Source organism: Hydrogenophaga sp. (genome assembly GCF_050250835.1).
Lineage (GTDB): Bacteria > Pseudomonadota > Gammaproteobacteria > Burkholderiales > Burkholderiaceae_C > Hydrogenophaga.
In genome coordinates this window covers 519,043-530,754 of the sequence record NZ_JBFWNX010000001.1, presented here as the reverse complement: position 1 = coordinate 530,754, position 11,712 = coordinate 519,043, and the positions used below count along the sequence as shown (strand labels likewise).

Here is an 11,712-nt window from a genome sequence, read left to right as displayed (position 1 = left end):
CTCCGTTCCTCGGGAGATGCCTGCACACCCCGTTCGGCCTGAGCCTGTCGAAGGCTTTGCGCGGGATTCGCCAACCATGAACGCCAATGCCCTCAAGCCCACCGGCCTCGCCGCCGACCCGACCGCGCTGAACGCCCTGCGCTACGGCTCGGGCAAGGGCAACGACCGGGCCGCGCTCAAGGAAGCCGCCAAGCAATTCGAATCGCTGTTCATGCGCGAGCTCATCAAGAGCATGCGCGAGGCCACGCAGAAGTCAGGCCTGATGGACGGCGAGGGGAGTGACATGGGCACGGACCTGCTGGACCAGCAGTTCGCGGTGCAGCTCTCGGGGCTGCCCGGAGGATTGTCCGAAGCCATCGAACGCCAGCTGGCGCGCCAGATGAAGGGTGCCGACGCTGCCAGCCCGTTGCCGGAAACTGGCGAGGCCAGCACCGTCGGCCGTGCCAGCGCCGGCCCGCGTCAGGCTGGTTTTGTTGATCAGCACGGCGCTGCCGCCGCCGAAGTGGCGCGCGAGTCTGGTATCCCCGCGAGCTTCATGATTGGGCAGGCGGGCCACGAAACCGGCTGGGGCCGCAGCGAGATCCGGCATGCCGATGGAACGCCTTCGCACAACCTGTTCGGCATCAAGGCCACGGGCAACTGGAAGGGCAAGGTCGCCGAGATCACGACCACTGAATACGTCGACGGCGAGGCGCGCAAGGTCACGGCGAAGTTCCGCGCCTACGACTCGTATGCCGACTCTTTCCGAGACTACGCCCAGCTCATCAGCCAGAGCCCGCGCTACGGACAGGTGATGGAGCAACTCGGTTCGGTCCAGGGCTTTGCCAGCGGTCTGCAGAAGGCCGGTTATGCGACCGACCCTCAGTACGCCGCCAAATTGAGTCGCGCCATCAACACCACCCTGAACCTGCAGCGTGCTCAAGGATAAAGAGGCCACTCCCCCATGTCATCGCTGAACATCGCCACCCGTGCGCTCACCAACAACCTGGCGGCCTTGCAGGTGGTGGGCCACAACATCGCCAACGCCAACACGGTGGGCTATTCGCGGCAGAACGTCGAGTTGCAGGTCACCGGCTACCAGCGCATGGGCAACGGTTACTTCGGCAAGGGCATGGAGCTGTCCACGGTCGAGCGTTCGCACAACGAATTCCTGACCCGTGAGGCGCGCAACACCGGCGCTGTCGCCGCGTCCGATGCGCTGCGCCTGGCGCGCCTGGAGCAGCTCGAAGCCGCGTTCCCCACCGGCACCGCCGGTTTGGGTGCGGCCATGAACGACATGCTCAATGCGTGGAGCGATGTGTCCTCTTCGCCCGGCAACCTGACTGCGCGGGTGGTCACCATTGCACGCGCTGAAGAATTCGCCTCGCGCCTGCGCAACACGGCGGGCACGCTCGATGCCCTGGCCGCCAGCACGCAGCAGCAGGTGGGTGGTGCCGTCAACACCATCAACTCCATGGCCAGGGAACTGGCCCAGATCAACCAGCGACTCACCGAGGCGGGCAGTCAGACACACGCGCCCAACGACCTGCTCGACCAGCGCGACCAGTTGCTGCGCGACATGGGCAAGCAGGTGCAAATCAGCACGGTGGAGGCCAGCAACGGCAGCGTGAGCGTGTTCGTGGCGGGCAGCCAGCCCCTGGTGCTGGGCCAGACTGCGAACCAGCTCGCCGTGACGCGCGACCCCAACGACAGCCAGCGCGTGGGCCTGTCGTTTGTGCAGGGTGGCGTGGCCACCCCGCTGGACAGTACGACCCTGGGGGGCGGTGAGCTGTCGGGGCTCATGAAATTCCTCAACAACGACCTGGTCGATGTGCAGAACCTGTTGGGCCGCATGGCCCTGGCCACGGCCACCACCGTCAATGCGCAGCACGCGCTGGGCGTGGACCTGCAGGGCAATCCCGGCCAGAACTTCTTTGTGCCGCTCGCTGCAGCCCGGGGGACGGCAGCGTCCGCCAACCTGGGCACCGGTGCCGTGAGCGCCAGCGTGAGCGACCCGGCGGCGCTGATCGCATCGGACTACGAAGTTCGCTTCGAGGCGGGTGGTGTCAGCGTGATTCGCCTGTCGGATGGCAACGCCACGACGGTGCCGGCGCTGCCCACCGAAATCGACGGGCTCACATTCAACCTCGACGTGGCCGGCGCGGTGCCGGGCGACAGCTTCAAGGTGCGGCCGTTCGAAGCCGCCGCGCGCAACCTCCAGCTCGCCATCGGCTCGCCCGAGCGGCTGGCCGCTGCCAGCCCGGTGCTGGTGACGCCCGGAACCGGCAACAGCACGGGCCTGAGCGTGGAAGGCCTGTACGCCACATCCGCCTCGGCCAACCTCACCGACCCGGTGACCATCACCTTCCAGGCCGACGGCACGTTCACCGCCACGGGCCTGGGCCCGGGCAACCCCGCACCCGACAACCCAGGCCCGCCAGCGAGCTACAACTTCAAGCCCGGTGAGCCCATGGTCTTCAACGGCTGGAGCCTCACCTTGCGCGGCAGCCCCACGGCGGGCGACAGTTTCAGCGTGGGCGCGGCACCTCCCGGCTCGACCACGCAGAACTCGGGCAACGCGTCGGCCATGCTGGCGCTGCGCGATCGCGCCACCTTTGAAGGCGTGCCGCTGGCCGACGGTTATGTGAGCCTGTTCTCCGACGTGGGCACCCGCGTGCAGGGCGCGCAGTTTGCGGCCGAGTTCTCCGGCCAGGTGGCCACCACCGCCGAGACCGCGCGCGCCAACGTGTCCGGCGTCAACCTCGATGAAGAGGCGGCACGGCTGCTTCAGTACCAGCAGGCCTACCAGGCGGCGGCCAAATTCCTCCAGGTCGCTCAAAGCACCTTCGACAGCTTGCTGCAAACGATCGGTCGATAAGGAACATCACCATGCGAGTCTCCACCGCCAATGCCTACGACAACACCGTGGCGCTGCTCACGCGCCGCCAGGCCGAGCTGTCGAAACTGCAGGAAAACCTGGCCACCGGCAAACGCGTTCTCAGGCCCAGCGACGACCCCGTGGCCGCCACGCTCGCCGAGACGGCCGCCAACCGCCTCTCTCGCACCCAGGCCGACCTGCGCGCGCTCGACGCCGCCACCACCAGCCTGCAGCAGGCCGAGAGCGGCCTGGCCGAATCCAGCGAACTGATCATCAAGGTGCGCGACCTGCTGGTGACCGCTGGCAACGCCACCTTTACCAGCAGTGAACGCGAGGACGTGGCCAGACAGCTGGAAGGTCTGCGCGAACAGCTGATCGACGTGGCCAACCGGAAGGACAGCGCCGGGCGCACGCTCTATGGTGGCCTGGGCGGCGCCTCTACCCCGTTTGTGGACCTGTACGGTCCCAGCGGTGCGGGCGTGCAGTTCCAGGGCCAGCGCGGACAGGCCGCAGCCGGCGCCGCCTCCTTGCCTCAGGCCTTCGATGGCGAAGCCATCTGGATGCGCGTGCCCCAGGGCAACGGCAGTTTCACCATCGGCCTGAATGCGGCCAACACCGGCGGCATGAGCACCGACATGGGCCAGGTCGCCGACCCCGCCCTGCTCACGGGCGACGCCTACCGCATCGACATCGCCGACGTGGCCGGCGTCTTGCAGTACACGGTGACCAACACCACCACCGGCACACCGGTGGCGGGGCACACCGGCGTGCCCTATGTGGCCGGGGGCACCATCAGCTTCGACGGCATGTCGCTTCAAATGCGCGGCACGCCCGCTGCTGGCGACCGCATCGACGTGGCGCCGGTGAGTGGCAACACCGACATTTTCGAGGTCGTGCAGAACGCGGTGAATGCGCTGCGCAGCGGCACCGCCGGCAACAGCGCCGCGCTGTCCCAGGATCTCGCGCGCGCCATGACCGAGCTCGATGCGGGCCACGATCGCGTGTTGCTCGCGCGGGGACGCGCGGGCGAATGGCTCAACCGCTCGGACTCGCTCAATGGCCTCATGGAAGACCGCAGCGTGGACCTGAAGGCCGAGAAAGCGCGGCTCGAAGAGATGGACATGGTGCAGGGTCTTTCAGACTTCAAGACGCAGGAACTGGGTCTGGAGGCCGCCATCAAGTCGTACGCGCAGGTGCAGCGGTTGTCGCTGTTCTCGGTGATCGGTTGAGGGTTCCTTTTTCATGTTGAGTCACACCGTTCTGGACAGTGTTGCGCTGGGTTACGAGCCGGTGTGGAACCGCGGCCGCGAACTCGCGGCGGTGCGCCTGGGCGTGCGTGCGGTGCACCCCGAGTCGGTCGATGCCACGCACCTCATGCAGGCGCTGGGCGACGACTGGCCCGCCAGCGCGCCCGTGCTCATCCTCGCGGTGGAAAGCCCGAAGCTGCTGCAACAGGCCATGGCCTGCCCACCGGTCCACAACACCTGGCTGGAAGTGCCCGGCACCTGGTACGAAGACCCCGAAGCGCTGGCCCGCCTTGCAGCGGCTGCCCGACGCGGCCACAAATTGCTGCGCCGAACCGATCTGGACGCGGTGCGAGGGCAGGGCGTGGCCCCCGTGGACACGCGCAACCTGCTGCGCCTCGGTGCAGAATCCGCGCCCCCGTCGGGCCTGAATGGCCAGCTGGTGGAAGGCATCACCAGCGCCACGCTGGCGCGCCAGTGCCTGGACCAGGCCGGTGCCTGGGGCGTGCTCGGCTGGCCCGATAGCGACGTGCTGTACGCCCACCGCCACCAGCCCCTGAACTACGACGCCGATGTGATCCGCCAGGTGCTGCGCGCCACGGAAGACGAAGACGGTTCGCTCGAACACCTGGAACGCCTGGTGCGGCAAGACCCGGTGCTGGTCTACCGCATCCTGCTGCTCGTCAACTCGGCCGCCTACGGCCTGCGCCATGAAATCGCCTCATTGCGCCACGCGCTGATGATGCTGGGCTTTCGTGAGCTCGGCCGCTGGCTCGTGGAGCAACTGCCCGGCAGCGAACCCGACCGCGACCTCCACCCGGTGCGCTACGCCATGGTGATGCGCTCACGCCTGGCCCAGCACCTGCTGGCCACGGGTTCAGACGACAACCTGCGCGGCGAGGTCTACACCACCGCCCTGCTGGCCCAGCTCGACCGCCTGCTGCACCAGCCCCTGGGCGACCTGCTGCACCGCCTGCCGCTGGCCGGGCGCGTGTTCGACGCGCTGCTGCGCCACGACGGGCCCTACCACCCCTTGCTGGACGTGGCGCGCGCGCTCGGCGAGCCCGGGCAACTGCACCGCGTGCCCGCCATCTGCAACCGCCACGATGTGAGCCTGGAACACGCCAACCGCGCGCTCATTCGCATGTTGGCCACCAGCCGGGATCACGCGAGCAAGCGATCAGAGCGCTTGACGTAGCGGCTGACGTGCTGTGTCGACGTCTACAGGGCGGGGCCGCCCCGATCAGGGCGAGGAGCTGCTGCACCCCCGCCCGCCCCGGCTGCGGCACCTGCGCCCTGGGTGGCGAGAATGGCCCGGAAATCAAGTGGGGCTGGGGCCGCAACGGCAGCGGCGGCCTGCGCAGCCGAAGCCGCAGTCGCGGCCGCAATGAGCGCCTGCGGTGACCTGTCGGTTTGCCGACAGGCCTCCCCCACCGCTGTCACCAGCGCCAGGCGAGCGGGATCGCCTTGAACGAAACCCGGGGAATGCAGAAATGCCCGCGCCTCGTTTTCTAAGAAAACGCGCTTGGTCATGGGGTCGCTCGGGGGTGGACGGCCGTGGTCGCCCAACACCCCTGGCTGCATGCACCTTGCCGCTGCGGCGGCGGACAACACGCTGCCTGTGATGGGGCGCTTGGTGCGGGGATCGATGCCATCGGGGAGTTTGACCGGTCGGGTATCTCCGCGCGAGGTGTACGGCGTGGCCAGGATCTGGCATGTGAGATCGGCTGCCAGGTTTTTATGCGACTGCTCCGAACTGGCATCGAGCGCCGTGGTCACCCGGGTCATGAGCGCGGTCTCAATGTAGGAGGGGAAAGCGTTGGCCAATGCCTGGCGACCTGCAAACGCCGCCAGGTTGGCGGGGGTTAGTCCATCGCGGTCCGTCGCATCCAGGTTCGCGCCGGCATCACGCAGGGCGGTGATGGCTTCCGCATGGCCGTGAAAGGCTGCCATGTGAGAGGGGGTGTGTCCATCGATGTTGGCTGCATCCAGGTTCGCACGGGCTGCACCCAGGGCGGTGATGGCTCCCGCATGGCCGTGAAAGGCTGCGATGTGAGCGGGGGTGTGTCCATCGATGTCGGCTGCATCCTGGTTCGCGCGGGCTGCACCCAGGGCGGTGATGGCTCCCGCATGGCCGTGAAAGGCTGCGATGTGGGCGGGGGTGTGTCCATCGATGTCGGCTGCATCCAGTTTCGCACGGGCTGCACCCAGGGCGGTAATGGCTCCCGCACGGCCGTGAAAGGCTGCGAAGTGGGCGGGGGTCCATCCATTGTTATCTTGGGCATTCAGATCCTTCTCTGCCACTCTCAGTCGCTCGATGATTGCCTGGATACTCTGTTCATCCCCGCCATTTGCAATGGCGCTTATCAGTTCGTCCATGTCTGTGCCGTTTTGTGTCCAAAGAAGAGGGGTGGCGAAAGAACAACCCTTCACTGCCAGACCAAGAATCTAGCTGGCCTGCCTGTCGAGCGGTTGGGCATGGCCCCAGATGCCGTGCTGATCAAACGGATAGACGGTCAGGGGCATGGAATGGCTTGACGTCGGCCTGCAGCGATTCGGCGATGGCGTCAGACCTGCACCCTCCACCGGTCTGCAGGGGCAACGGGGCGAAGGCGGGCCACGAAATCGCCTCGCTGAGCCATGAGCCTTGATCACGCGAGCAAGCGTTCAGAGCGCTTGACGCAGCGGCTGAAGCGCTGTGTCGACGTCTACAGGCTGTGGCCGCCCCGACCAGGGCCAGGGCCAGGACCAGGACCAGGACCTGCTGCGGCACCTGCGCCCTGGGTGGCGAGAATGGCCCGGAAATCAAGAGGGGCTGGGGCCGCAACGGCAGCGGCGGCCTGCGCAGCCGAAGCCGCAGTCGCGGCCGCAATGAGCGCCTGCGGTGACCGGTCGGTTTGCCGACAGGCCTCCCCCACCGCTGCCACCAGCGCCAGGCGAGCGGGATCGCCTTGAACGAAACCCGGGGAATGCAGAAATGCCCGCGCCTCGTTTTCTAAGAAAACGCGCTTGGTCATGGGGTCGCTCGGGGGTGGACGGCCGTGGTCGCCCAACACCCCTGGCTGCATGCACCTTGCCGCTGCGGCGGCGGACAACACGCTGCCTGTGATGGGGCGCTTGGTGCGGGGATCGATGCCATCGGGGAGTTTGACCGGTCGGGTATCTCCGCGCGAGGTGTACGGCGTGGCCAGGATCTGGCATGTGAGATCGGCTGCCAGGTTTTTATGCGACTGCTCCGAACTGGCATCGAGCGCCGTGGTCACCCGGGTCATGAGCGCGGTCTCACTGAGACTGATCAAGGCGTCGGCCAAAGCCTCGTGACCTGCGGCCGCCGCCAGGTCGGCGGGGGTATGTTGCCCTAGATCCGGCGCATTCAGGTTCGCACCGGCAGCATGCAGGGCGGTGATGGCTTCCACATGTCCATGCTGGGCTGCGATGTGGGCGGGGGTCCTTTCAAATCGATCCCTCGCATTCAGGTCCGCGCCGGCAGCATGCAGGGCGGCGATGGCTCTCACATGGCCGCTGTCGGCTGCGAAGTGGGCGGGGGTTAGTCCATCGGGATCGGGCGCATTCAGGTTCGCGCCAGCAGTACGCAGGGCGGCAATGGCTCCGGCATGGCCGTAAATGACTGCGAAGTGGGCGGCCGTCCATCCATTGGGATTCGGCGCATTCAGGTTCGCGCCGGCAGTATGCAGGGCAGCAATGGCTTCCGCATGACCCTCCATGCTTGCCATGTGGGCGGGGGTCCATTCATTGCGATCCTTCACATCCAGGTTTGCGCCGGCGGCACGCAGGGCCGTGATGGCTCCCGCATGGCCACAGAGGGCTGCGATGTGGGCGGGGGCATCTCCATCGCGATCGAGCGCATCCAGGTTCGCGCCTTCCTCTTTCAATCGCTCGATGATGGCCCGAATACTCTGGTCATCCTTGCCATTCGCAATGGCGTGGATCAGTTCGTCCATGTTTGGGTCGTCTTTGTCAAAGGGAGATGGGTGATGAATGTGTAGCCACCCGCCGCCAAGCATTGAATCTAGCCAGGCCGCCTGGCAAGCGGTGAAGGATTGCCCCAGGTGCCTTGACGCTCGAACGGATGGGCTGGCAGGGGCCTTGAATGGCTTGACTTTGGCCCGCAGCGTGTCAGCGACAGCGTCAGACCAACCCGGGCAGAGTGCTCGGCGAGCTACCATCCGGCTCATGATTGCCACAGCGCTAACCACAACGCCCCACCACACCAGCGCCCTGGTGCTGTTCTCCGGAGGCCAGGACTCCACCACCTGCCTGGCCCATGCCCTCTCGCGGTTCACGCGAGTGGAAACCATCGGTTTCGACTACGGCCAGCGCCACCACGTGGAGATGCAGGCGCGGCACGTGGTGCTGCGCGAGTTGCGCCAGCGGTTTCCGGCCTGGTCGGAGCGACTGGGTGAAGACCATGTGCTGGATCTCGCCGTGCTGGGCAAGGTGAGCGAGACATCGCTCACGCGCGACATGGCCTTTCGCATGGAAGAGAGCGGCCTGCCCAACACGTTTGTGCCGGGGCGCAACCTGCTCTTCATGACGCTGGCGGCGGCGCTGGCCTACCGGCGTGGCATCCAGGTGATCGTCACCGGCGTGTGCGAGACCGATTTTTCAGGTTACCCGGACTGCCGCGATGACACCATGAAGGCGCTGCAGGTGGCGTTGTCGCTGGGCATGGACCACCGTTTCCTGATCGACACGCCGCTCATGTGGATCGACAAGGCCGCCACCTGGCGCCTGGCCCACGACCTGGGTGAAGCGGCCAGCCTGGTGGGCGGAGGCAACGCGCTGGTGGACCTGATCGTGGAGCACACGCACACCTGCTACCTGGGCGACCGCGAGCACCGCCATGTGTGGGGTTACGGCTGTGGTGGCTGCCCGGCATGCGAACTGCGCGCCCGGGGCTGGCACGGCTACGTGGCGGCCAGCCGGTAACGCGCACCCGCTTCGCCACCGGGCTCCAGCGTCCACCGCGACCGGTGGAATTGCGCCACCGCCGGGCGGTGTGCGATCGACACCAGCGCGCCGTTCGACGCTGCCACCAGGGCCTGCAGGCGCGCGTAGAGCGTGGCCTCGGCCGCTTCGTCCAGCGCACTGGTGGCTTCGTCCACGAACAGCCAGCGCGGCTTTTTCAGCAGGGCGCGGGCAATCGCGAGGCGTTGCTGTTCGCCGCCCGAAAGTTTCTGGCCCCAGGTGTCGTGTTCGTCCAGGCGCGAGGCGAGCTCGGGCAGCAGGGCCTCACGCAACGCCTGTTGCAGGTCGGCGTCGCTGTACTTCGTGGCAGGCTCAGGGTAGGCCAGCGCGTCGCGCAAAGAGCCGTGCGGGAAATAGGGCCGCTGCGGCAGGAACATGGCGCGTTCCGAGAAGTCTGCCGGCATGCGCAGGCGGCGCTCCGACCAGGGCCAGATCCCCGCCAGGCCACGAAACAGGGTCGACTTGCCGCTGCCCGATGGCCCCTTGACCAGCACGGTGTCGCCCGGCGCAATGCGCAGGCCGTGGGCCGAGAGCAGGGGCACGTTGCCCGGCAGTTCGAGTTGCAGGTCTTCCACGGACACTGCGTCTTCGGTGTTGGCGTTGGTCGCCGCATCGGTGGCCGGCACTGAAAGCGCCTGGAAACTTTCCTCGAAACTGGTGATGCGGTCGGTGGTGGCCCGCCAGGCGGCCAGGCTGCTGTAGTTGTCCACGAACCACGAGAGCGAGTCCTGCACGCGGCCGAAGGCCGACGAGATCTGGATCAGCTCGCCGAGCTGAATGGCGCCGCTGAAGAACCGTGGCGCGGCCACGATGAAGGGGAACACCACGGCGGCCTGGCCGAAGCCGTTGGTGAACCAGATCAGGCGCTTCTGTGCGTTGATGAGCTTCAGGTAATTGGCCAGCAGCGTGGTGAAGCGCTCGCCAAGATGCTGGCGTTCCACCGGCTCGCCCTTGTCCAGTGCAATGGATTCGCTGTACTCGCGCACCCGCACCAGGTGGTGGCGAAAATCCGCTTCAAAACGCTGCTGCTTGAAGTTCAGCGCGATCTGCGGGCGACCGATGTAGTGCGTGGCGATGCTGCCCAGCAGGCAGTAGAGCACCGCCATCCACACCATGAAGCCGGGGATGGTGTATTCGCTGCCGTTGAAGCTGAACGCAAAACTGCCCGAGAGTGTCCAGAGGATGCCGACAAAACTCACCAGCGTGACCACGGCGTTGAGCAGGCCCATGGACAGTGTCACCGAATAGCTGGTGAAGAGGTTCATGTCTTCGGCGATGCGCTGGTCCGGGTTGTCGGGCGGCGCGTCTTCGCCCTTGGCGAAGCGGGAAAGTTCGAGCTGGTAGAACGCCTTGTTCGACAGCCAGCGGTCGAGGTAGTGGCCGGTCATCCAGGCGCGCCACCGCATTTCCAGCAACTGCGTGAGGTAGAAGCGGTAGACCGCGATGATGATGAAACCGAAGGCCAGGTAGGTGAAGCGTCCGAGCTCGCGCCAGAACACCGCGGCGTCCTTGTTCTGCAGGGCGTCGTAGAACACCCGGTTCCACTCGTTGAGCAGCACCAGCATGTAGACCGCGCCCAGGTTGAGCAGCACGATGGCAGCCAGCAGGCCGCGCGCTTTCCATTTTTCTTCCGAATGGAAGTAGGGCGCGGCGAGCCGGTGTACCTTGCCGGCAAATTCTCGAAAGTTTCGGAATTTCTCGCTCAAGGTCATGGGGTCACCTGTTCAGGGGTTGGAAATGCCGCTGGCGACATGGCCCGCGGGGACATGCCGGGATGCCGACTCGATGTGGCCGGTCTGGTCGTCGAAGAAAAAATCGGGCTCGAACTCGCGCAGGAATTCGCCCTTGGGCAAGCCACCGAGGAACATGGCTTCGTCCACCTCGATGTTCCAGTTCATCAGCGTGCGGATGGCGCGTTCGTGTGCCGGCGCGCTGCGCGCCGTGACGAGCGCGGTGCGCACGCGCATGAGCGGCGTGCCTTCGCTCTGCAGCCGGTGCAAGGCTTCGAGCAGTGGCTTGAACGGGCCGCCGGCCAGCGGCAGGCTGGCGTTGGTGGCTTCGTGCGCCTGGAAGGCCGAGAGCCCCTGGGCCTGGTACACGCGCTCGGCTTCGTCGGAAAACAGCACGGCGTCGCCGTCGAAGGCGATGCGCACCTCGTGCGGATGCGCGTCGCCGGCATGAACGGACTGTGGGTACACCTGTGCAGCGGGCACCCCGGCGTCGAGCGCGGCGCGCACGTCGGCCAGGTGGGTGGAGAGGAACAGGTTGGCCCGCAGCGGGCGAAGGTAGCGCCAGGGCGGCTGGCCGCGCGTGAAGCTGCCGCGCTGGATGGGGAGGCCGTAGTGCTGCGCCGAACGGAACACGCGCATGCCCGAGACCGGGTCGTTGCGCGAGAGGATGACCACCTCCACGCGCTGCGCGTGCGCATCGTTGAAGGCCAGCAGCTTGTGCACCAGCGAGAACGCCACGCCGGGCGCGGCAGGCTGGTCCAGCCGGTCGAGCTGCAGCTTCATGTAGGCCCGGTCGTCGCCAGTTTCGAAGACCTGGTTTTCTTCTTCGAAATCGAACAGCGCACGCGAAGAAATGGCAACGACGAGTTTGCCTTCGAGGGTGACACCCATC

The 11,712-nt window shown here is 66.6% G+C and carries 9 protein-coding genes; 5 read left to right on the top strand and 4 right to left on the bottom strand.

Annotated elements, in window-relative coordinates:
* The first annotated feature begins 76 nt into the window (after positions 1-76).
* Genes flgJ through AB7F11_RS02480 form a run of 4 tightly spaced genes read left to right on the top strand, consistent with a single transcriptional unit; the run spans position 77 to position 5,299 of the window.
* Positions 77-928: a flagellar assembly peptidoglycan hydrolase FlgJ gene (gene flgJ, locus AB7F11_RS02495; protein ID WP_428290411.1), complete on the top strand. Its 852-nt coding sequence runs from the start codon at positions 77-79 to the stop codon at positions 926-928.
* Positions 929-943: 15 nt separating this feature from the next.
* A complete protein-coding gene (gene flgK, locus AB7F11_RS02490; protein WP_428290410.1) occupies positions 944-2,857 on the top strand; it encodes a flagellar hook-associated protein FlgK in 1,914 nt (637 codons plus the stop codon).
* Positions 2,858-2,868: 11 nt separating this feature from the next.
* Positions 2,869-4,086, top strand: a complete 1,218-nt coding sequence (gene flgL / locus AB7F11_RS02485) for a flagellar hook-associated protein FlgL (RefSeq protein WP_428290409.1) — start codon at positions 2,869-2,871, stop codon at positions 4,084-4,086.
* Between the two features lie 13 nt (positions 4,087-4,099).
* The gene (locus AB7F11_RS02480) at positions 4,100-5,299 is read left to right on the top strand and encodes an HDOD domain-containing protein (protein ID WP_428290408.1); all 1,200 of its coding nucleotides are present in this window, start codon (positions 4,100-4,102) and stop codon (positions 5,297-5,299) included.
* A 23-nt stretch (positions 5,300-5,322) separates the two neighbouring features.
* Here AB7F11_RS02480 and AB7F11_RS02475 read toward each other — a convergent pair whose 3' ends face one another.
* Positions 5,323-6,480, bottom strand: a complete 1,158-nt coding sequence (locus tag AB7F11_RS02475; protein ID WP_428290407.1) for an ankyrin repeat domain-containing protein — start codon at positions 6,478-6,480, stop codon at positions 5,323-5,325.
* A 329-nt stretch (positions 6,481-6,809) separates the two neighbouring features.
* The gene (locus tag AB7F11_RS02470; RefSeq protein WP_428290406.1) at positions 6,810-8,063 is read right to left on the bottom strand and encodes an ankyrin repeat domain-containing protein; all 1,254 of its coding nucleotides are present in this window, start codon (positions 8,061-8,063) and stop codon (positions 6,810-6,812) included.
* A gap of 232 nt (positions 8,064-8,295) precedes the next feature.
* Between AB7F11_RS02470 and queC the strand changes: the two genes are divergently transcribed.
* Positions 8,296-9,051, top strand: a complete 756-nt coding sequence (queC, locus tag AB7F11_RS02465) for a 7-cyano-7-deazaguanine synthase QueC (RefSeq protein WP_428290405.1) — start codon at positions 8,296-8,298, stop codon at positions 9,049-9,051.
* On the opposite strand, the gene AB7F11_RS02460 is transcribed toward queC, so the two are convergent.
* Complete coding sequence (locus tag AB7F11_RS02460; RefSeq protein WP_428290404.1) at positions 9,030-10,802, bottom strand: ABC transporter ATP-binding protein/permease; 1,773 nt, start codon at positions 10,800-10,802, stop codon at positions 9,030-9,032. The two genes, queC and AB7F11_RS02460, sit on opposite strands and share 22 nt — an antisense overlap.
* 12 nt (positions 10,803-10,814) lie before the next feature.
* Positions 10,815-11,711: a 5'-nucleotidase gene (locus AB7F11_RS02455; RefSeq protein ID WP_428290403.1), complete on the bottom strand. Its 897-nt coding sequence runs from the start codon at positions 11,709-11,711 to the stop codon at positions 10,815-10,817.
* Position 11,712 lies beyond the last annotated feature (1 nt).

Excerpts from the sequence above, each read along its gene's own strand:
- flgJ (WP_428290411.1), top strand. The coding sequence starts at position 77 with ATGAACGCCAATGCCCTCAAGCCCACCGGCCTCGCCGCCGACCCGACC.
- flgK (WP_428290410.1), top strand. The coding sequence starts at position 944 with ATGTCATCGCTGAACATCGCCACCCGTGCGCTCACCAACAACCTGGCG.
- flgL (WP_428290409.1), top strand. The coding sequence starts at position 2,869 with ATGCGAGTCTCCACCGCCAATGCCTACGACAACACCGTGGCGCTGCTC.
- AB7F11_RS02480 (WP_428290408.1), top strand. The coding sequence starts at position 4,100 with ATGTTGAGTCACACCGTTCTGGACAGTGTTGCGCTGGGTTACGAGCCG.
- AB7F11_RS02475 (WP_428290407.1), bottom strand. The coding sequence starts at position 6,480 with ATGGACGAACTGATAAGCGCCATTGCAAATGGCGGGGATGAACAGAGT.
- AB7F11_RS02470 (WP_428290406.1), bottom strand. The coding sequence starts at position 8,063 with ATGGACGAACTGATCCACGCCATTGCGAATGGCAAGGATGACCAGAGT.
- queC (WP_428290405.1), top strand. The coding sequence starts at position 8,296 with ATGATTGCCACAGCGCTAACCACAACGCCCCACCACACCAGCGCCCTG.
- AB7F11_RS02460 (WP_428290404.1), bottom strand. The coding sequence starts at position 10,802 with ATGACCTTGAGCGAGAAATTCCGAAACTTTCGAGAATTTGCCGGCAAG.
- AB7F11_RS02455 (WP_428290403.1), bottom strand. The coding sequence starts at position 11,711 with ATGGGTGTCACCCTCGAAGGCAAACTCGTCGTTGCCATTTCTTCGCGT.